20 protein-coding genes and 1 tRNA gene are annotated in these 20,129 nt (G+C 71.6%); 9 read left to right on the top strand and 12 right to left on the bottom strand.

The window, feature by feature from the left end; genetic code table 11:
- Positions 1-56 precede the first annotated feature (56 nt).
- From ACSHXN_RS22580 to ACSHXN_RS22565, 4 genes are all read right to left on the bottom strand, one after another.
- Positions 57-1,301 carry a ketosynthase chain-length factor gene (locus ACSHXN_RS22580; RefSeq protein WP_355132038.1) on the bottom strand — a complete coding sequence of 415 codons (1,245 nt, stop codon included), beginning with the start codon at positions 1,299-1,301 and terminating at the stop codon, positions 57-59.
- On the bottom strand, positions 1,298-2,566 hold the full coding sequence (locus ACSHXN_RS22575) for a beta-ketoacyl-[acyl-carrier-protein] synthase family protein (RefSeq protein ID WP_355132039.1): 1,269 nt from the start codon (positions 2,564-2,566) through the stop codon (positions 1,298-1,300). The genes ACSHXN_RS22580 and ACSHXN_RS22575 overlap by 4 nt, the downstream gene beginning before the upstream one ends.
- On the bottom strand, positions 2,563-3,030 hold the full coding sequence (locus ACSHXN_RS22570; RefSeq protein WP_355132040.1) for a cupin domain-containing protein: 468 nt from the start codon (positions 3,028-3,030) through the stop codon (positions 2,563-2,565). Before ACSHXN_RS22570 ends, ACSHXN_RS22575 begins: the two co-directional genes overlap by 4 nt.
- A 64-nt stretch (positions 3,031-3,094) precedes the next feature.
- The gene (locus ACSHXN_RS22565; RefSeq protein ID WP_355132041.1) at positions 3,095-4,237 is read right to left on the bottom strand and encodes a SchA/CurD-like domain-containing protein; all 1,143 of its coding nucleotides are present in this window, start codon (positions 4,235-4,237) and stop codon (positions 3,095-3,097) included.
- Between the two features lie 204 nt (positions 4,238-4,441).
- On the opposite strand from ACSHXN_RS22565, the gene ACSHXN_RS22560 reads away from it, so the two are divergent.
- The 5 genes from ACSHXN_RS22560 to ACSHXN_RS22540 all read left to right on the top strand — a co-directional run bounded on the left by ACSHXN_RS22560 (position 4,442) and on the right by ACSHXN_RS22540 (position 8,861).
- Positions 4,442-6,109, top strand: coding sequence for an FAD-dependent oxidoreductase (locus tag ACSHXN_RS22560; RefSeq protein ID WP_438303603.1), 1,668 nt, complete (start codon positions 4,442-4,444; stop codon positions 6,107-6,109).
- Positions 6,110-6,292: 183 nt separating this feature from the next.
- Positions 6,293-6,811: a SigE family RNA polymerase sigma factor gene (locus ACSHXN_RS22555; protein ID WP_355132043.1), complete on the top strand. Its 519-nt coding sequence runs from the start codon at positions 6,293-6,295 to the stop codon at positions 6,809-6,811.
- Positions 6,804-7,379, top strand: coding sequence for a hypothetical protein (locus tag ACSHXN_RS22550; RefSeq protein WP_438303602.1), 576 nt, complete (start codon positions 6,804-6,806; stop codon positions 7,377-7,379). The genes ACSHXN_RS22555 and ACSHXN_RS22550 overlap by 8 nt, the downstream gene beginning before the upstream one ends.
- A gap of 426 nt (positions 7,380-7,805) precedes the next feature.
- Positions 7,806-8,132 (top strand): hypothetical protein, encoded by a 327-nt coding sequence (locus tag ACSHXN_RS22545; RefSeq protein ID WP_355132045.1) that lies wholly within the window; start codon positions 7,806-7,808, stop codon positions 8,130-8,132.
- A gap of 156 nt (positions 8,133-8,288) precedes the next feature.
- On the top strand, positions 8,289-8,861 hold the full coding sequence (locus tag ACSHXN_RS22540; protein ID WP_355132046.1) for a DUF6368 family protein: 573 nt from the start codon (positions 8,289-8,291) through the stop codon (positions 8,859-8,861).
- 53 nt (positions 8,862-8,914) lie between these two features.
- On the opposite strand, the gene ACSHXN_RS22535 is transcribed toward ACSHXN_RS22540, so the two are convergent.
- Entirely contained in the window at positions 8,915-9,157 is a 243-nt protein-coding gene (locus tag ACSHXN_RS22535; protein WP_355132047.1) for a CPCC family cysteine-rich protein, read from the bottom strand.
- 137 nt (positions 9,158-9,294) lie between these two features.
- On the opposite strand from ACSHXN_RS22535, the gene ACSHXN_RS22530 reads away from it, so the two are divergent.
- Positions 9,295-10,053 carry a GNAT family N-acetyltransferase gene (locus tag ACSHXN_RS22530; protein ID WP_438303601.1) on the top strand — a complete coding sequence of 253 codons (759 nt, stop codon included), beginning with the start codon at positions 9,295-9,297 and terminating at the stop codon, positions 10,051-10,053.
- A gap of 333 nt (positions 10,054-10,386) precedes the next feature.
- On the opposite strand, the gene ACSHXN_RS22525 is transcribed toward ACSHXN_RS22530, so the two are convergent.
- Positions 10,387-10,460, bottom strand: a tRNA-Thr gene (locus ACSHXN_RS22525).
- A 227-nt stretch (positions 10,461-10,687) separates the two neighbouring features.
- Between ACSHXN_RS22525 and ACSHXN_RS22520 the strand changes: the two genes are divergently transcribed.
- From ACSHXN_RS22520 to ACSHXN_RS22510, 3 genes are all read left to right on the top strand, one after another.
- Positions 10,688-11,824, top strand: a complete 1,137-nt coding sequence (locus ACSHXN_RS22520; RefSeq protein ID WP_355132049.1) for an ABC transporter ATP-binding protein — start codon at positions 10,688-10,690, stop codon at positions 11,822-11,824.
- 237 nt (positions 11,825-12,061) lie between these two features.
- Entirely contained in the window at positions 12,062-12,508 is a 447-nt protein-coding gene (locus ACSHXN_RS22515; protein ID WP_355132050.1) for a hypothetical protein, read from the top strand.
- A 52-nt stretch (positions 12,509-12,560) separates the two neighbouring features.
- Positions 12,561-13,292, top strand: a complete 732-nt coding sequence (locus ACSHXN_RS22510) for a nucleotidyltransferase family protein (RefSeq protein ID WP_355132051.1) — start codon at positions 12,561-12,563, stop codon at positions 13,290-13,292.
- Positions 13,293-13,390: 98 nt separating this feature from the next.
- Here the strand turns inward: ACSHXN_RS22510 and ACSHXN_RS22505 are convergent, their stop codons facing one another.
- From ACSHXN_RS22505 to ACSHXN_RS22480, 6 genes are all read right to left on the bottom strand, one after another.
- Positions 13,391-15,136 (bottom strand): DoxX family protein, encoded by a 1,746-nt coding sequence (locus tag ACSHXN_RS22505; RefSeq protein WP_355132052.1) that lies wholly within the window; start codon positions 15,134-15,136, stop codon positions 13,391-13,393.
- A 138-nt stretch (positions 15,137-15,274) separates the two neighbouring features.
- Positions 15,275-16,216, bottom strand: a complete 942-nt coding sequence (gene rlmB, locus ACSHXN_RS22500) for a 23S rRNA (guanosine(2251)-2'-O)-methyltransferase RlmB (protein WP_355132053.1) — start codon at positions 16,214-16,216, stop codon at positions 15,275-15,277.
- A 95-nt stretch (positions 16,217-16,311) separates the two neighbouring features.
- Positions 16,312-17,712, bottom strand: a complete 1,401-nt coding sequence (gene cysS, locus ACSHXN_RS22495) for a cysteine--tRNA ligase (protein ID WP_355132054.1) — start codon at positions 17,710-17,712, stop codon at positions 16,312-16,314.
- Between the two features lie 265 nt (positions 17,713-17,977).
- On the bottom strand, positions 17,978-18,472 hold the full coding sequence (gene ispF, locus ACSHXN_RS22490) for a 2-C-methyl-D-erythritol 2,4-cyclodiphosphate synthase (protein ID WP_355132055.1): 495 nt from the start codon (positions 18,470-18,472) through the stop codon (positions 17,978-17,980).
- Positions 18,462-19,250, bottom strand: coding sequence for a 2-C-methyl-D-erythritol 4-phosphate cytidylyltransferase (gene ispD / locus ACSHXN_RS22485; protein WP_355132056.1), 789 nt, complete (start codon positions 19,248-19,250; stop codon positions 18,462-18,464). The genes ispF and ispD overlap by 11 nt, the downstream gene beginning before the upstream one ends.
- 350 nt (positions 19,251-19,600) lie before the next feature.
- The gene (locus ACSHXN_RS22480; protein ID WP_003953493.1) at positions 19,601-20,083 is read right to left on the bottom strand and encodes a CarD family transcriptional regulator; all 483 of its coding nucleotides are present in this window, start codon (positions 20,081-20,083) and stop codon (positions 19,601-19,603) included.
- Positions 20,084-20,129: the final 46 nt, after the last annotated feature.

The raw sequence follows: 20,129 nt of genomic DNA, 5'->3' as shown, positions 1-20,129 counted from the left end.
GTCGCCTCTTTCTGTCGTTCGCCTACGGGGCACCGTGGCCGGTGCCGAGAGCCGACTCACTCGGCGGCGCCGTGCCGCAGCACGAGCGCCGAGTTCGACCCCATGAGTCCCCGGCTGAGGATCAGCGCCGTGCGCAGCTCCGCGGCACGGGCACGGGTGGTCACCAGGTCGAGGTCATGGCAGATGTCGAAAACGTTGGGCGTGGGCGGGATCAGGCCGTGCTCCATCGCGAGCACCGCCGCCGCGGCGTCCAGTACGGGCGCCGCGCAATAACCACGGCCCGTGCCCGTCTTGGGCGCCGTGACGGGCACGCGTCTGCCGTGCGCACCGAGGACGTCGGCGATGGCCAGCGCCTCGGCGCGGTCCGCCGCCGGCACACCGAGGGCGTCCGCGAAGACCACGTCGATCTCCTCGGGCGCACAGCCGGCCTCGTCCAGGGCACCGCGGATCGCCTGGACGAGTCCCTCCCGGGAGAGCTCCCAGCGGGAGGCCCCGGTGAAGGTCGACGCGTGTCCGGCGACGGTGGCCCGCACCTGCACGCCCCGCTCACGGGCCGACGCCGCGTCCTCCACGACGAACATGGCGCCGCCCTCCGCGGGTACGAACCCGCAGGCCCCGGTGGTGAACGGGCGGTAGGCCCGCGCCGGGTCGTCGGACGTGCTGAGTTCCTCGTAGCCGAGCTGGCAGACCATCGAGTAGGGCGCCAGCGGTGCCTCGGTCGAACCGGCGACCATCACATCGGTGCCCCGCTCCACGGCCCGCGCGGCGTGCGCGAGGGCGTCCAGGCCTCCGGCCTCGTCGGCGGCGACGACCGAGCAGGGGCCCTTGAGCCCCCGCCGGATGGAGATCTGGCCGGTGCTGGCCGCGTAGAACCAGGCGATGGACTGGTAGGGACCGACGAAGCGGCTTCCCTTGCCCCACAGCTGCTGCAGCTCGCGCTGGCCGAACTCACCGCCGCCGGACCCGGCGGCGGTGACCACTCCCAGGGAGAACGGCGCGTCCGCGACGGTGTCCCGGCCGATCCGGGCCTCCTCCAGCGCCAGGTCGGCCGCGGCCATCCCGAAGTGGGTGAACCGGTCGGTCTGGACGAGGAAGCGCTCCTCGACCGCCGCCGACGGCTCGAAGGCACGGACCTCGCCGGCCACCCGCAGCGGCAGATGATCGCAGCCTTCGCGGGTGATCCGGTCCAGAACGCTCATTCCCTCCCGGGTGGACTTCCAGAAGGTGTCGGTGTTCGTTCCGTTGGGCGCGACGACGCCAATTCCGGTGACGGCGGCGCGCCTTCGGTTCAATGCCCTCATCCTGTCCTCTCCCTCGGCCGGGTCAGGACGACCGCGGACTGGAAGCCGCCGAACCCGCTCCCCACGGAGAGCACGCTGTTCAGCTTCCGCTCGCGGGCGACCCGAGGCACGTAGTCCAGGTCGCACTCGGGGTCCGGCGTCTCGTAGTTCGCGGTCGGCGGTACGGCCTGGTTCTTCAGGGCCAGTACGCAGGCCACGACCTCGATCGCGCCGATCGCCCCGAGGGAGTGACCCACCATGGACTTGATGGAGCTCATGGGTGTGTCGTAGGCGTGGTGGCCCAGCGCCCTTTTCACCGCGGCGGTCTCGTGCCGGTCGTTCTGCCGTGTGCCCGAGCCGTGCGCGTTGACGTAGTCGATCGCCGAGCCGTCGAGACGGGAGTGGCCGAGGGCGTCCTCGATCGCCCGGGCCATCTCGAGGCCCTCGCTGGTCAGACCGGTCATGTGGTAGGCGTTGCCGAAGGTCGCGTAGCCGCTGATCTCGCAGTACACATGCGCTCCGCGGGCGCGCGCGTGTTCCAGCTCCTCCAGGACGAGCACCGCGCCGCCCTCGCCCATGACGAACCCGTCACGGTTGTTGTCGAAGGGACGGGAGGCGTGTGCGGGATCGTCGTTGTTCGGCGACGTCGCCTTGATCGCGTCGAAGCAGGCCATGGTGATCGGCGAGATCGGCGAGTCCGACGCACCGGCGATGCAGACGTCGGCCCGGCCCTCCTCGACGGTGTGGAAGGCGTATCCGACGGCGTCGAGCCCGGAGGTGCAACCCGTGGAGACGGTCTGCACGGGTCCATGGGCGCCGAAGCGTTCGGCCACCGCCGAGGCGAGCGTGCTCGGAGAGAACGCCCGGTGCAGCTGGGGCTGCGCCTCACGGTGGTCCACGTCCCAGCGCTGCCCGCCATGGCTGACCAGGACGTAGTCGTGCTCCAGCCGGGTGGTGCCGCCGACCGCGGTCCCCAGGGAGACCCCGACCCGCCAGGGGTTCTCCCGGGCGAGGTCGAGGCCGGCGTCCCGTACGGCTTCCTCGCCGGCGACGAGGGCGAACTGGATGTACCGGTCGGAACGTTCGATCTGCTCTGCGTCCAGCCCGTGGGCCGCCGGGTCGAAGTCGCACTCGGCGGCGATCCGGGAACGGAGACCGGTCGGGTCGAAGAAGGTGATGCCCCGCGTCGCGGTACGGCCGTTGGCGAGCAGATCCCAGAACGCCGGTACGCCGATGCCGCCCGGTGCCACGACGCCTATGCCGGTGACCGCCACGCGCCGGGTCATGACCGGACCTGACCTCGGTCGGCCTGCCCGGCACCGGCCGCCCCGGCACCTTCCGCGCCCGCCGCCACCGCGACGGAGTCGGACTCCTCCGTGTCCACGTGGCCGAGCTGCGGCCGCGGGGCCAGGGGACCGAGATGGAAGACGAGACGGGCCTCTTCGTCGCCGACGTTGCGGAAGCGGTGCCGCATGAAGGCGGGGATCATGAGTCCCTGCTCGGGCCGCAGCGGGTGAGGCTCGCCGTCCAGGTCCACCTCCAGCTTCCCGCAGATGACGTAGACGAACTCCTCGGAGTACGGGTGGTAGTGCTCGCCGATGCGGTCGCCGGGCTGCACGATGGCCACGCCCATGAAGCCGCTGGTGGAGCCGACCGTGGCCGGGGTGAGCATGGCGCGCAGATCGCCGCCGCGTCTGCGGTTGTGCTCGGTCTCGCTGAGATCCACGATCTTGGGACGGGTTTTGATCACGTCGGTTTCCTCCGTTGGTGTGCTGCGCCGACCTGGGCGTGAGCGCCGTACCCGGCGGGTGCCGTCAGGCTTCGGGCGACGACCGGCGGTCGGTGATGAGGTCCATACGGGCGAGCGTGAGGAAGCGCGCGAGATCGCCGCCCCCGGTGCCGGCGGCGGCGCCGTCGAGAAGGGTCGTCAGCTGGGACACCTGTGCGGTGTCCGTCAGGCCGAGGGACAGCGCGGGCTCGGACTCGAGGCTGTCCTTCACATCGATCAGGCGCACCACGATGTCGTCGCGATGGAAGATCGTGCTGCCGCAGATCGGGCTGCGCGGGTCCTCCGCCGCCGCCTCGTCCTGCCGGGCCAGCAGCCGGGCCAGCTCCATCCCGCGGCCGTCCTTGGCCGGGTAGTGGAGGGCGTACCGCTCCGCCTCCGGACAGTCCTGACCACCCGTCACATGATGTACGGCGGGGACCGCCGCACGGGTGAAGAACACCCTGGCGGCCTCGGCGTCGTTGAGGTCGCGCTCCTCCTCCAGGTACGGGTTGATCGCCTCCTCGACGGCACGCACCTCGGGCTGCCGGGCGACATGGCGCAGCGCCGCGAGCAGGTCGCCCTCCACCTCGATGGCCCGCACGACCCGGTTGCCGTGCATGAACAGCGAGGTACGGCACAGCCGGGTGGTGTCGTCGACCCGCGCCTCGGGGGAGGCATAGCCCTGGAGGATCTTGGCGACCTCCCGCTCGCTGCCCGGCCTGACGGTGAAGGTGAGCGCATGGCGGATCTTGCCGTCGCCGATCCGGGGTGCCGCCTGGAGCCGGCGCGTGGCGGAGGCGGACGGCGCCTGGCGCCCGGTCTCGCGCACGATGTGGAAACGCAGCGAGCGGGTGTCCCGGACACAGCTGTGCAGCGGCCGCACCATCTGCACGTGCTCCTCGCTGTTCACCCAGTCGAGGAAGGGCGGAGCGCTCTCCCACTCGCTGGTGATGAGCCACTGGGACGGGTTCTCGATCGACTGGCAGAGCTGGTCGCTGACGTGTCCGGGGACGGACGCGACCTGACTGCACAGCTGTTCGTACGCTTCAAGGAACTGCTGCTGGGCTCCGTCGTAGACGTTCACGAGCAGCACGACACGGAGTGGAGAGCCGTCGAAGACGGACTGGGAGACCCGTCTCGACACCTGTCGCGTCAGCGGTTCTGAGACACGTTCAGACGTTGTGGTCATCCTGAGCACTTCTCCTTCTCGGGGCAGAGGTCAACGTCGAGCCGCGGGTGACGCGACGTCAGCGTTCCTCGATCGTGTGCCGGTCGCAGAGAGTGCGCGACTCGGATGAACCACGTGGGTGACTGGGCACACGGACCCGCTCCCCGAAGGGCATGGAAACTGCGGGGCGCCCCCGCACCCGCTCCTCTGCTCCGGGAGGCATCGATGCGTGAAGAAGCCGACCACCGGGTTCCGGTCCTGATCGTCGGGGGCTCCCTGGTGGGCCTGTCCGCATCCCTGTTCCTGGGCCGTCACGGAGTACGGCACACCCTCGTCGAGCGCCACCCGGGAACCTCCGCCCACCCGCGTGGACGAGGCAACAACGCACGAACGATGGAACTGTTCCGGGTGGCCGGCATCGAACCGGACGTCAGGACGGCGGCGTCGGTGCTGGCGGACAACCACGGCATCCTCCGGGCCCCGTCACTCGTCGGCGACGTCGGCGCATGGCTGTTCAGACACATCGACCCGGACGGCGGACTCGCCCGGCTGAGCCCCGCCGCCTGGTGCCTGTGCAGCCAGAACGACCTGGAGCCCGCCCTGCTGGACGGCGCCCGCGAACTCGGCGGCGACCTCAGGTACTCCCATGAACTCGAGTCCTTCGCACAGGACCCCGAAGGAGTGAGCGCGGTCGTGCTCGACGGGACCACCGGACGGCGGTACACCGTCCGCGCGGACTATCTCGTCGCGGCCGACGGTCCGCGCAGCCCGGTCCGGCGGCGCCTCGGCATCGCGCAGACCGGGCCCGGTGACCTCTTCGCCAACGTGAGCGTCACCTTTCGCTCCCGGCTGCTCGCGGACGCGGTCGGCGACCGGCGCTTCCTCTGCTGCTACCTCATCGGGCCCGACGCCGACGGGGCCCTGCTGCCCGTCGACAACAAGGAGAACTGGGTCTTCCACGTCCCCTGGCACCCGGAGCGGGGCGAAAGGCCCGAGGAGTTCACCGACGAACGGTGCGCGCGGCACATCCGCCGGGCCACCGGGGTCCCCGGCCTCGATGTGGAGATCACCGGCAAGGCACCCTGGCACGCCGCCGAACGCGTCGCGGAGCGGTTCGCCGCCGGCCGGGTGTTCCTCGCCGGGGACTCCGCCCACGAGATGTCCCCCACCGGGGCGTTCGGCTCCAACACCGGCATCCAGGACGCCCACAACCTGGCCTGGAAGCTGGCCGCCGTCCTCGGCGGCTGGGCGGGGCCCGGACTGCTGGAGACCTACGACACCGAGCGCCGGCCCGTCGCGCTGGCCACCGGCGCCCGCGCGTCGGCCCGGTCCGTGGAACACGGCCACCCGGGCTTCGCACCGGCCCGCAGCGTGGGGGCGGGCGAGAGGCCGAGCGGCCTCCTCGACCTCGTCCTGGGCCACCGCTACCCCGACGGCGGGGTCGTGGGCACCGATCCGGCCCGAACGGTTGTGCCCGCCACGGCACGGCTGACCGGTGAACCGGGAAGCCGCGCACCCCATATGTGGATGCGCCGCTCCGGCACACGGCTGTCCACGCTCGACCTGTACGAGCGCTCGATGGTGCTGCTCAGCGACGCACGGGGCGGGGCGGGGTGGCACGAAGCCGCCCGCCGTGTCGCGGACCGCGGCCCCGTGCGGCTCGTCGCCCACCGGATCGGCACGCATCCCGAGGACGCGGACCTGATCTGCGACGAGGACGACGAGGAGCGGGCCGACTGGGCGCGGGTCCACGGCACCACGCCCGGGGGCGCGGTCCTGGTGCGGCCGGACGGGTTCGTGGCGTGGCGTGCGGAGCGGACCACGGCGGACCCGGAGGCGACGTTGCGGGCGGTCTTGACGACGGTGCTCCGGACGGACCGGGCCGTCACCTGATCAGGTGGCCTTCACGCTCCGGGTGGGTACCGCGCCGGCATCGCATCGGTGCGAGGGCGCCGGTTCCGGACGGCACGATAAGGTGCGCACCGTCGAGCACCTGGGTGCCTGGGTGCCTGGGATCCACCGGGGTCCGAAACGGGAAGAGGCATGCGGCAGCCCGAGTATCCGCCGGAACGGGGCATGGATGAGCGTGAGTTCGACGCCTTCTACACCGCAAGTGTCGGCCGTCTCATAGGCCAGCTCTACGCGATGACGGGCGACCTCGCGGAGTCGCAGGACGTGGTGCACGAGGCTTTCGCCCGGGCCTGGGAGCGCCGGGCGCAGCTGGATCTGCACGGCGCACCCGAGGCGTGGGTGCGCACCGTGGCGTGGCGACTGGCGGTCAGCCGGTGGAGGCGGGTCCGCACCGCCCTCGCTCTGGCCCGCCGGCAGGGCCCGCCTCCCGTCGCACCACCACCCGAGCCGCACCACGTGGTGCTGGTCGAGGCGCTGCGGCGACTTCCCGAGGCACAGCGGCGTGCCGTGGTCCTGCACCACCTGTGCGATATGTCGGTGGAGCAGGTTGCCGCCGAGACCGGCTCTCCGGTCGGTACGGTCAAGGTGCACCTGAGCCGCGGACGGGCAACTCTGGCCCGCCTGCTGTCCGATACGGAGCTGGATCCCCGGGCGGGGCGACTGCCGGAGGGGGAGCATGGCTGACGACACCGAGCTGGGACGGCGCCTCGCCGAACTCGCCGAGTCGGGAAAGAGCCACACAGTGCCGCTTGCCGCGCACCGGGTGCGAGCCCGTGGCGAGCAGCGGCTGCGCCGCAGGCGGACGACTGTGGTGACCGTCGTCGCGTCACTGGCCGCCGCGCTGGTGGCGGGTGGACTGGCGCTGGCCGGATCCGCCCACGGGCCGCAGCCGCCCACGGCCACGCCGGTGCCGGCTCCGCCTCCCTTCGTCCGCCCGTCGCCCGGCCCGGGCGAGGAGTACGCCAGCGAACTGGGTTATGTCTACGGCGCAGTGGCCGACGGCGACACCGTACGCGTCACGGTCCGGCAGCTCCGCGGCGCGATCCGGGGCACCGCCGCCGCCACCGGCGTCGTGCACACACTGACGCTGTCGGGTGCGACTCTCGTCGAGACACGACGGCTCTCCGGCGGGCACCCCACGGACATGCAGCTCGGTCAACTGGTGGGCCGGCTGGCGGACGGCCCGCGATGGACGTTCTGGATCGACTACGACAACGAAGGGCGTGTGGAGTCGCTGCGGGAGGCCGGGTGATCCCCCGATGAGCTGTTACGCCTTCATGACATTCCCGGTGTAACCCGCAGGGTGCGGCACCGCGTAGTGCCCGTGTATCTCGACCGCACCCGACCCGATGGGACGCCGACCATGCTCACCTCACGCCGCCGAAGCGTCGCCGGAGCCACCGCCCTCGCCCTCGCCGCCCTTGTCCTCAGCGCCTGTTCGGAGGGCGGCGCCGAAGGCCGGGCGGACACCTCGGCTCCCGCCCCGGTGACGACACCGGCCACCCCGCCGGCCTCGGCGACGACACCGGCCACTTCGCCGAGCTCGGCGACGGCATCGGCTTCGGCTTCGGCTTCGGCTTCGGTGTCCGCCTCGGCCTCCGCGGCAGCCCCGACAACGGCACCGGACCCGAATGCGACACCGGGAGTTCCGGGGCGCTGGGCGGACACCAAGCAGTTCATGCAGATCACCGATGCCTGGATCAGCGGCGGCCGGACCTACCTGTCGGTCCGATCGGCCAGGAAGCAGCCCGCCACCGGCGACATCGAGGCCTGGCTGATCATTCCGGGCCGGGGGCCCTACAGCACCGTGTCCATGGCCGCGGACAGCCGGATACTGCTGTCCGTCCCGCTGGGGGACAACTCGGTCCCCTACCCCTACTCCCAGGCCGAGTTCGTCCGACGGATGAAGCGCCAGTCCCCGGCGTTCCTCGAAGGACTGGGCTTCGACCTCACTTTCGACGGCAACGGCCGGGTGACCCGGCTGCAGTCGCTGTACACCCCCTGACAGCCGAGAGGGTCGCCTCTCGTGTCGCCGGACCGCGAGCCGGACCCTCGAGGGAAAGCGACCTGGCATGTCCCCCCACCCTGCGTGAACAAACCGCTGGCGCCCGTGCCCCGCCACCGCCACGCTGGGCGACACGATCACCTCCGGGAGGCCGGGATGGGCGGACCTGCGGCCGGGCTGTGGCTGCCGGTACGGCGTAGCGCGCTGGACGCCGTGCCCTGGCTGGAGGGTTTCTGCGAGGTGCGGATCCAGAGTGACGACTCACTCGAGTTCGAGGTCCACCGGCCGTCGGCGATCGGCCTTCAAGAGCTCGAGTGGTCCTCCCCCCAGCCCTTCCACCTCGGACCGGAATCCCTGGAGGACTATCAGGAATTCGGCTTCCCCGGACTCGAGCGTGCCCCCGCCGCCGAACTGGCCGTGCTCTCCTACTGCTCGGGGCCGGACGACCACCGGCTCCTCGGCCACCTCACCCGGTACCTGGCCGAACGCTACGACGCACTGATCGACTTCGGCGGACTGCTCGAGTACCGCTCCTTCCTTCACGACCCCTCCGGCCAGGAGGAAGCGGACCGCCTGGCCGAGTCCCGCGCCCTGGTGTCGTCACTCCCCGGCCGCATCCGGGAAATGCCGTACACCACGGAGGCAGGCGGCTGCGGATACAGCCACGTCGGTGACCGGGCGTTCCTGACCGCCTGGCTCGACCACCCCGACTTCCGAATGATCAAGTGAGGGAAGGGGGCGACATGCCGGTCACCGCCATGGCACGCAGGGACCTCTGGACATCACGGCCTCGAGGAGAGCGTGCCCGTTCCGTGCGGCGTGCCGCTGTCCGGGTGCTCCTCGGGCCGCGGTGCGCGCACGAACCGGGTGCGGTACTCGTTGCCTGCGCCGATCGCTTCGAAGGTGCGGCGCGCCTGCCGAAGGCTGAGGCCGTGGTCGGGGCCTCCACGCACCTCATCGACGTCGTGCTCGTCCGCGCGGGCTGTCCGGCTCGGCTGCGTACAGATCCGTTCACCTGCCTGCACGCCCGGCAGAGCGCCGATGCCCGCGGGATAAGACGGAAGCGGGAAGGTTTGCCGATGTCAGGGTGTAGCAGGCTCTCAACCGGGCCGGGTCGACCGGACCTCCGGGATGCCTCACGCAGAGCCGGCAGGATCCGACCATGCCGATAGACCCCTTGCCGGCCAGGGCCCGCGGGTTGTGGGAGGGCCTGGCGGCCGCGCCCGTGTCCTTCGCGTCGGGGGGCGGGGTCAGCGTTGTCGCCTCGCCCACGTCGAGTCTGTGCCCCGCCGGCTGGGTGGGCGTGGTGTCCCTGGGCGGTGCCGCCGTCGTCACCACTCCCACCGAGCGATCGGCGGCCTTGGTTCGGGATGGACTGGCGGCGCTGCCCATGGCGGCGGTTGCCGATGCCGACGCGGTCCGTAGGGTCCTGCCCGTGGCCGAGGTGCTCGGTCCGGCGACGTTGTCCTACGCGTCCCCGGACGCATTCCTCCCGGCCTCGCCGGGACCCCTGGCTGCGCAGCAACTTCCTGGTGACCACCCTGCACTTCGAAGCCTTGAGGAGGCCGCGGGCGAGGACGCGGGAGAGGCCGCTCTCGGGGAGATCACCTCGCCGGCCTTCGTGCTGCGTGCGGGCGGCAGGGTGGTCGCCGCTGCCGGATACCGATCCTGGCCGGGGAGGGTCGCGCATCTCAGCGTGCTGACCGATCCCGCCTGGCGGGGACGAGGTTTCGCCCGGGTGGCGGCATCGGCAGCCGTCACGCATGCGTTCGCGGCCCGACTGCTGCCGCAATGGCGAGCCCGGCCACTCGCGTCTCGGCGGGTTGCGGCCGCCTTGGGATTCCGGGAACTCGGTGCCCAGCTCAGCATCAGGCTCGCCGGTACGGGGGCGGCCTCCGCCGGTGTCGCGGTTGTGCCCTGAGCGGTGGCGTCCGCCGGTGAGTCGATCAGCGGTCATCACGATGCCCCGACGCCAGGTGCTTCTCGGAATGCCACGCCCGTCCACGGGCCCGCCGCGCGGCGAGATCCCGGTGCTCCGCCGGTCGGGGGTGGACCGCGCTCGTTGCGGGCCTGGGTCACGACGGATGCCCGCACCCACGTGACATCGGACACACAGCGCCAGGTCGTCAGCCCCATGGACCGCCTGTGCGGGCGCCGCCTCGACCATGGGTGACCGCCCCGCCCGACGGCACCCGAGGACGTCGAACGCCCCGGACCGCTCATGGTCCGGGGCGTTGGTACTGCTGGGCAGAGGAGCCCCCTGTCGGATTCGAACCGACGACCTTCGCTTTACAAGAGCGGCGCTCTGACCAGCTGAGCTAAGGAGGCGCGCACGGGTGTGCCCGAGCAGTGTACCCAGGTCCCGGACCGGGCCCGTCGAAAATTTCCGCGAAGTTCACAGTCCCCCAGGTACTGACATAGCGGTGAACGCCAGGTACGGTCCTGAACCAGTTCACCCGTGTGGACTACACCACCACGACGGAACCCCGTAGTGGCAACCACCTTTACAACGGATCGTCCGGCACGTTCCTGCCGGTGAAGGGGGCCCATTCACCATGGCCACTGTCTCGTTCGACAAGGCGACCCGGATCTACCCGGGTTCCGAGAAGCCCGCCGTCGACTCGCTCGACATCCAGATCGAGGACGGGGAGTTCCTCGTCCTGGTCGGCCCGTCCGGCTGCGGCAAGTCCACCTCGCTCCGCATGCTGGCGGGGCTCGAGGACGTGAACTCCGGGACCATCCACATCGGTGACCGCGACGTCACGCATCTGCCGCCCAAGGACCGGGACATCGCCATGGTGTTCCAGAACTACGCGCTGTACCCGCACATGTCCGTCGCCGACAACATGGGCTTCGCGCTCAAGATCGCCGGTGTGAACAAGGCGGAGATCCGCAAGAAGGTCGAGGAGGCCGCGAAGATCCTCGACCTCACCGAGTACCTGGACCGCAAGCCGAAGGCGCTCTCCGGTGGTCAGCGCCAGCGTGTCGCCATGGGCCGCGCCATCGTGCGCGAGCCGCAGGTGTTCCTCATGGACGAGCCGCTGTCCAACCTCGACGCCAAGCTCCGTGTCTCCACCCGTACGCAGATCGCGTCGCTGCAGCGCCGCCTCGGCATCACCACCGTCTACGTCACCCACGACCAGGTCGAGGCCATGACGATGGGCGACCGCGTGGCCGTGCTCAAGGACGGTCTCCTCCAGCAGGTGGACTCGCCGCGGAACATGTACGACCGCCCGGCCAACCTCTTCGTCGCCGGCTTCATCGGCTCCCCCGCCATGAACCTGGTCGAGGTCCCGATCACCGACGGCGGCGTGAAGTTCGGCAACAGCGTGGTGCCGGTCAACCGCGAGGCGCTGAAGGCCGCCTCCGACAGGGGTGACCGCACGGTGACCGTGGGCGTCCGCCCCGAGCACTTCGACGTGGTGGAGCACAACGGCGACGCCGCCGCGTCCCTGTCCAAGCACACCGAGGACGCCCCGGCGGGCCTCGCCGTCTCCGTGAACGTCGTCGAGGAGCTCGGCGCCGACGGCTACGTCTACGGCGCCGCCGAGGTCGGTGGCGAGACCAAGGACCTCGTCGTGCGCGTCGGCGGCCGCCAGGTTCCCGAGAAGGGCGCGCAGTTGCACGTCGTGCCGCGTCCGGGCGAGATCCACGTGTTCTCGACCTCGACCGGCGAGCGCCTCTCCGACTGAGCTCCGCCCACCGCACGCACCGCACCGATCCGCCCCACGGCGGGTCACGCCTCCCGGCACTGACGAAGAGGGCCCCGCAGACCACTGCGGGGCCCTCTTCGTTGTCGATAAATACCCCAACATAAGAGGCATTTCACCTGAGTGCGTCAACCCCCTACCCAAAAATCGTCGCTTCCTCATCCCCCGAACCGGTGACTAATTGTCGCCAAATCACTACCCCGCGCTACCCTCACTCGCGTGAAGCACACCACTACTCCACGGACACGGCGCGGCCGTGGCCCCGCCCGCCGCATCGGGCGCACCCTCGCCCTCGTACTGCCCGTCGTCCTGGTGCTGTCCGGGACCCTCGCGGTCGCCCGCGTCAACTGGTCGGGAGCCCCTTCAAACTCGGTGCTCGCCGCCTCCTCCGGAGACGTCTCGACACGCGCCTCCTCCCGTGCGCCGCAGGACATGCTGCGCGACAGGCTGCTGCTGGAGCTTCAGGAGAAGGACCCGGGCACTGCGCTCACCCACCTCCAGCAGGCCGTCAACGGCCGCCCCTCGCTCGCGAAGCACTGCGTGGCCATCGCCCGCGCGCTGGGGCGCGCCGCCGTCCGCGTGTACGGCCCCTCACGCGCCCAGTCCTACGCCCGCCCGGTATGCGACACCTCCTTCGCCTCGGGAGTGGCCGCGCAGCACGGCTGAGGGCCGTCGACGGCCCCGGTTGAGGACGGGACGCGCGACGTACAGTTCGGTCATGACCGATCCGAACGCCGCCGCGCGCCCCGTCCAAGCCGTCATCCTGGCCGGTGGCCAGGGCTCCCGGCTGCGCCCGTACACCGACGACCGGCCGAAGCCGATGGTGGAGATCCCGGGCACCGGGACCCCGATCATCGGGCACCAGCTCACCTGGCTCGCCGAGGAAGGCGTCACCGACGTCGTCGTCTCCTGCGGCCATCTCGCCGACGTCCTGCAGAAGTGGCTGGACACGGCGGACCTGCCCCTGCGCGTCACGACGGTCGTCGAATCGGAGCCGCTCGGCCGCGGTGGCGGCCTGCGGTACGCCGCCGGGCACCTCCCGCACCCCGACCGGCCCTGGTACGCGACGAACGGCGACATCTGGACCCGGTTCTCGCTGCGCGACATGGCGGACTTCCACACCGAGCGCGATGCGGTCGCCACCCTCGCCCTGGCACGCCCGCGCATCCCGTGGGGCGCGGTCAAGACGGACGGCTTCGGCCACGTCACCGACTTCATCGAGGCCCCGCCGTCCACGTTCGAGATCAACGCGGGTGTCTACGTCTTCTCCGCCGGGTTCGCCGAGATGCTCCCCGAGCGCGGCGACCACGAGCGCACCACCTTCCCCCGCCTGGCCAGGGAGCGCCGTCTGGCCGGCTTCCCGATCCCTCAGGGCGCGTACTGGCGGGCCATCGACACCGCGAAGGACCTCACCGAGGCGGCGAAGGAGCTGGCCGCGCTGGTGCGTTGACGCTCCGCCGGACGCGTCGCCCGCACCGCACGTCCTCACCCGAAAGGAGCCCCCGCACACCGAGTGTGCGGGGGCCCCTTTTGAAGGAACCGGCCCAACTACCCCAGCAGGCCGCCCACCAGGTGGTCGGAGCCTCCCGAGCCGCTCCCCCCGCCGTGGCCTCCACCACTGCTTCCGCCGCCGCTCGCTCCGCCCGAGGGGCCGCCCGTGCCGCCGCCGCCCGAGGACGACGGGCCCGCGCTCGTGCTCGGGGCCTGCTGTGCCGGCGCCGAGTGGCGCGGCGGGACCTGGCCACCGCTGCCCTGGGTCCGGCTCGGCCGACCGCCCGAGACCGTGCCGGTCGCACCGGGCGCGTCCGGGGTCCGGGCCGGCCCTGACGGCGACGACGTCGTGCCCTGCGAGGACGCCGGGGGCTGCGAGGCCGAGGGGCTGGCCTTGTGCTGCTGCTCGCCCGGCGTCTCGGGCAGCGGCGAACCGGGCAGTTCGTTGCGCGGCGCGTCGCCGGGTCCTGGCACGACCACGCGGCCCGCGTCCCGCACCGCCCCGCCGAGGAGCGATCCGACCAGCAGCGTCACCCCGGCCACGAGCGCCGTCACGAGCGCCCCGCGCCGCAGTACGTACTGCCGCAGCTCCCAGATGTCCGCCCGCGGCCCGAGCCTGCGCCACGCGCCGCCGGCGAGCCGGGCATCCACGGAGTACACGGGCGCCCCGGCGATGATCAGCGGTGACCAGGCGGCGAGATAGATGATGTCGGGCGTGTCGTACGACGGGGTGGTGTGCCAGCTCACCGTGACGATCAGGGCGGCCGCGAGCAGCGCCCCCGCCGAGGCAGCGACCCGCTGCCACAGGCCGAGGACCGTGAGCACGCCGACGATCACCTGGAGGAAGGCGATGACAAGCCCCGTGCCGACGGGGTGGTGGAGTGCGAACTGCCGCAGCGGCTCGGCCGCTTCCCAGGGGTGCAGCGAGTTGAGCCATGTGGTCATGGAGCCGCGCCTGCCACCGTCGAAGTAGACGGGGTCGCAGAGCTTGCCCATGCCCGAGTAGACCGAGATGGAACCGAGGAAGACGCGCAGGGGCAGCAGCACCACGCCGAGGTTCATACGACGGCCGGGGTAATAGGCGTGCCGCACATGATCCCCGCCGTGCCGCCGCGCCCGCGGCCCCCGGCCCCTGGTCTCCACGCCGTCCGCGAACCGGGCGTCGTCGTCAGCGGATCGGGGCTGATCGGGTCCGCCGTAGGCAGGGGCGTCGTACCCGGGGTCGTCGTAGCCGGGTGCCGTGTAGGCCGGGTCGTCGTACGCGCTGCCGGCGCTCCGCATCTGCGGCAGCAGCCGGGTCTCGCCGCGACCGTGACCGCGGGGGGCACCGATGACCGGGGACGGGAGGGTCCGGTCGTCGCCGTAGCCGCCGGCACCCGGCAGGCCCTCGACTCCGATGCGCGGGATGACCCGGGTCGCGTGCGCGTCGACGGTCGGGTCGTCGCCGTGGCGCACGCTCGAGCTCCGTACGGCCTGCAGCAGCCGGTGGGCGCCGGTGTCGTCGGGTGCGGACCTGCCGCTCCAGACGACGGGCCTGCGGCGGCCGTCGGCCTCTGCGGTTCCGCCCGCCGAACCGGCGGCGGGCAGGTGCAGGCCGCTCCGGGCGATGCCCGAGTACCGGATGAGCCGTGGGGACGGGCCGCGCCGCGTGGACGCGCCCAACCGCACGCGGAAGCTTGCGTGATTGACGATGACCTGCGCCGGATCGCTCGGCACCTTCACCATGCTCAGCACGGGGGTGTCGTCGAATCCCGACGATCGGTCCCCCGTGGGTGTGCGGGGCGTTCTGGTCTCCACACTCATCTAACCGAGTGAGGTGTGATTAGGACACTGCTCCGACCGCGCGGATCTGTCCGGACCCCGTCAAGCTCGCCCTGTACGACCGAATGACCCCGTACGAGCGAGGGAGCGAACGGCTGTTCGCGCCCTCGGCCCCGGGTGTCAGGCCCGTCGGCGGGCCGCCTCGTACAGCACGATGCCCGCCGCGACACCGGCGTTGAGCGACTCGGCACCGCCCGGCATCGGGATCCGCACCCGGACGTCGCACGTCTCGCCGACCAGTCGCGACAGCCCCTTGCCCTCGCTGCCGACGACGATCACGACCGGCCCGCCCAGGGCGTCCAGCTCGCCGAGTTCGACGTCCCCGTCGGCGGCCAGCCCGACGACCATGATGCCAGCCTTCTGGTACGCCTCCAGGGCACGCGTCAGATTGGTGGCGCGCGCGACGGGCGTACGGGCCGCCGTGCCCGCGGAGGTCTTCCACGCGCCGGCCGTCATTCCGGCCGCGCGCCGCTCGGGCACCACGACCCCGTGCCCGCCGAAGGCGGAGACGGACCGGACGACGGCGCCCAGGTTGCGCGGGTCGGTGACCCCGTCCAGGGCGACGATCAGCGGGTCCTCGCCCTCGTCGTAGGCGGCCTCGGCGAGGTCCTCGGGGTGGGCGTACTCGTAGGGCGGGACCTGAAGGACGAGCCCCTGGTGGTTGAGTCCGTTGGTCATCCGGTCGAGCTCGGGGCGCGGGGCCTCCATGAGGTTGATCCCGCCGCGCTCGGAAGCGAGCTGCAGCGCCTCGCGCACACGCTCGTCGTTGTCGATGAACTGCTGGACGTAGAGCGTGGAGGCGGGCACGCCCTCGCGCAGCGCCTCGGTGACCGGGTTGCGCCCGACGACCAGTTCGGACGAGGACTTGCCACCCGTACGACGCTGCTGCGGACGCCCCTGCCCGCGGCGCGACTTCGCCTGGGCGGCACGCTGCTTGGCGTGCCCCTTGCGCATCTCGGCCGGCGGTGTCGGGCCCTTGCCCTCCAGGCCGCGGCGCCGCTTGCCGCCGCTGCCGACCTGCGCGCCCTTCTTGCCGGACATGCGGCGGTTGTTCGCGGCCATGACCTACCCGTCTGTTGAAGCGTCGTACGTATGTCTATGCAGTGTGCCGCCCGGAGGGCCGGGCGGCACAATCGATCATCGGATCCGGTGCCGGCTCAGCGCGGGCCGAGCGACCACCGCGGACCCTGGGGACTGTCCTCGATGACGAGCCCCGACTGGTTGAGCTGGTCGCGGATTCCGTCGGCGGTCGCCCAGTCCTTGCGGGCGCGGGCCGCCTCGCGCTGGTCGAGGACCATGCGCACCAGGGTGTCGACGGCACCGTGCAGATCCTCGCCGCGGTCGCCCTCCCCGGCCCACCCGGCGTCGAGGGGGTCCAGGCCCAGGACACCGAGCATGGCCCGCACCTCGGCGAGCCGGGCGACGGCGGCGTCCTTGTCGTCGGCTGCCAGCGCGCTGTTGCCCTGCCGGACGGTTGTGTGCACGACGGCGAGCGCCTGCGGCACGCCCAGGTCGTCGTCCATCGCCTCGGCGAAGGCCGGGGGCACCTCGTCGGCGGGCTCGACGACCCCGCCGGCCTTCTCGACGACACGCTGCATGAAGCCCTCGATGCGGGCGAACGCCGACTCCGCCTCGCGTAGGGACTCCTCGCTGTACTCGATCATCGAGCGGTAGTGCGGGGTGCCGAGGTAGTAGCGCAGGACGATGGGCCGCCACTGCTTGACCATCTCGGAGACCAGCACCGAGTTGCCGAGGGACTTGGCCATCTTCTCGCCCGCGATGGTGACCCAGGCGTTGTGCAGCCAGTACTGGGCGAACGCGTCACCGAAGCCCTTGGCCTGGGCGATCTCGTTCTCGTGGTGCGGGAAGATCAGGTCGATGCCGCCGCCGTGGATGTCGAAGGCGGACCCCAGGTATTTGTGGGCCATCGCCGAGCACTCCAGGTGCCAGCCCGGACGGCCGCGTCCCCAAGGCGTCTCCCAGCTGGGCTCGCCCGGCTTCACCGCCTTCCACATGGCGAAGTCACGCGGGTCGCGCTTGCCGGTCTCGCCCTCGTCGGCGGGCTGGCGCAGATCGTCGAGGTCCTGCTTCGACAGCGACAGATAACCCGGCAGGGAGCGCACGTCGAAGTAGACGTTGCCGTCGGCCTCGTAGGCGTGTCCGCGCTCGATGAGCCCGCGCATCATCTCGACCATCTCGGGCACATGCCCGGTGGCGCGGGGCTCGTAGGTCGGCGGAAGGCAACCGAGCGCACGATAGGCATCGTTGAACGCGCGCTCGTTCTCGTACCCGATCGCCCACCATGAGCGGTTCTGCTCGTGGGCCTTCCGGATGATCTTGTCGTCGATGTCCGTGACATTGCGGATGAACGTCACGTCCAGGCCGCGGTACGCGAACCAGCGGCGCAGGATGTCGAAGTTGAGCCCGGAGCGGATGTGCCCGATGTGCGGCGGTGCCTGCACGGTGGCGCCACACAGGTAGATCGAGACACAACCCGGCTTGAGCGGGGTGAAGTCACGGATCTGCCGGGCGCTGGTGTCGTACAGGCGAATGGTCACGAGTCCAGGGTAGTGGGCCGGAAGGAGTGCCTCACGCCCCTTGCGGTCAAGGGCCATGCATTCGTGACAAACGGTTCGCCCGCAGGTTTCCCCCCCGCCCACCCTCCGGGGCGACCGGCGTCCCGGGCCGCGACGGCCGCCCGGGGCCGCGGTCCGGTCGCCTCTCGGCATCCGTGCCGCCGTGGTGTCGGGAGCCTGGCCGGCCGTCCCGGAGCGCCTTCGGACCCTCGGTCCCCGGTGACGCTCCGGTTGCGTCCGTGCGCCCTCAGTCCGCCCGCACCACGAGCGCGGTGGCGATCGCCATCAGTCCCTCGTCGCGTCCGGGGAAGCCGAGACCGTCCGTCGTCGCGCCGGACACCGAGACCGGCGCGCCCGCCGCGTCCGAGAGGATCTTCTGGGCCTCGTCGCGGCGCTTGCCGATCTTCGGGCGGGGGCCGACCACCTGGACGGCGATGTTGCCGATGGTGAAGCCCGCCTCGCGCACGATCCGCGCGGCCTCCGTCAGCAGCGTGACCCCGGACGCACCGGACCACTCGGGCCGTCCGGTGCCGAAGTGCTGCCCCAGGTCGCCGAGGGCGGCCGCGGAGAACAGCGCGTTGCACGCGGCATGCGCGACCACGTCCGCGTCCGAGTGGCCGGCGAGCCCCGGCCCCTCGCCCTCCCACTTCAGACCCGCGCACCACAGCTCCCGCCCCTCTTCGAAGGCGTGGATGTCGGTCCCGATGCCCACCCGGGGCAGCAGCGGCGCCTCAGAAGCCATCGGTCAGCCTCCTGCGCGCCAGGACCGCCTCGGCCAGGACGAGGTCCAGGGGGCGGGTGACCTTGAACGCCTCCGCGTGACCGGGGACCACCACGACCCGCAGCCCGAGCTGCTCCACCATGCTCGCGTCGTCCGTGACGTCGTCCGTCACGGTCTCGTGGGCGCGGATCAGCGTCCCGCGGTCGAAGCCCTGCGGGGTCTGCACGGCGCGCAGCCGCGCACGGTCGGGCGTGGCGACGACAGGCTCCGGCTGGTCGGGCCCGGCCGCCGGCTCCACCTCCTTGACCGTGTCCGCGAGCGGCAGGGCGGGCACCACGGCCGGCGCGCCCTCGCGCACCGCCTCGATCACCGCGTCCACCGTCTCCACCGGGACCAGCGGGCGGGCCGCGTCGTGCACCAGGACGATCTCGTACTCCGGCGGCAGCGCGTCGAGGCCCAGCTTCACGGACTCCTGACGCGTCTCGCCGCCCGGTACGACCAGGAAATCGGTCCGCTCGGGCAGCGCGTGCGCGTCGAGCAGCGACTTGACCTCCGCGGCGCCGTCCGGCGGCGCCACGACGATCACGAGGGAGACGGCACGGGACGCGGCCATCGCGCGCACGGCGTGGACGAGCATGGGCGTGCCGTTCAGCGCGCGCAGCGCCTTGGGGGCGCCCGGACCGAGGCGCACACCTCGGCCCGCCGCCGGGATCACTGCCGCGATGGGGGTCCCTGCCCGGGCGGAGTCCGGGGTTTCCGGCAGGGTTCCGGTGAGCGAAGGGCGCGAATCGTCAGACATCGGTTCCTGTCAGGTTTGTGTGCTCGGCCGGGATGGGTATGGCCACAGCGTGCCGGGCGCGAGGCCTTGACCGGACCCTTCCGTGACCCCGGTCGAGCCGACTGCCCGGGCCCGGCACGCCAAAGTATCGGGGGGTTCCCGTGTCCGGGGGGTGTCCCGCCGGGGTACGGAACGAGGGCAGGGCTTCACCAGTTCGGCAGAGCTTGACGTCGAGGCGTCCGGGTACGAGCATGCCGCAGCGCCCGGCGACAGCTACTGCGTCATCGGGCACCGCGGCATGTGCAGACGTGCTGCGCGCTGATCCGTCCGTCACGCTCCCGGCCGCGGGAGCGAGTGGGGCGGGATGGGCGTCAGGACGCGAGGACCTCGTCGAGCAGAGCCTCGGCCTTGTCCTCGTTCGTGTTCTCCGCGAGGGCGAGTTCGCTCACCAGGATCTGCCGGGCCTTGGCGAGCATCCGCTTCTCACCGGCGGACAGTCCGCGCTCGCGCTCACGACGCCACAGATCACGGACGACCTCCGCGACCTTGATGACATCGCCGGAGGCGAGCTTCTCCAGGTTTGCCTTGTATCGACGCGACCAGTTCGTGGGCTCCTCGGCGTACGGCGCACGCAGCACCTCGAAGACCCGGTCCAGCCCGTCCTGACCGACCACATCACGCACGCCGACGAACTCCGCATTGTCCGCTGGCACACGCACCGTCAGGTCGCCCTGGGCGACCTTCAGCACCAAGTAGGTCTTGTCCACGCCTTTGATCTGGCGAGTTTCGATGGCCTCGATCAGCGCGGCCCCGTGATGGGGATAGACCACGGTGTCGCCAACCTTGAACGTCATGTGACAGGTACCCCTTCCGTGGCTATCCAGGGTAACACGGAAACGG

It is taken from the genome of Streptomyces sp. HUAS TT11, from assembly GCF_051553595.1.
Taxonomy (GTDB): Bacteria; Actinomycetota; Actinomycetes; order Streptomycetales; family Streptomycetaceae; genus Streptomyces.
Note: the sequence above shows the minus strand (reverse complement) of the source record. Positions and strands in the feature narration are given on the sequence as shown.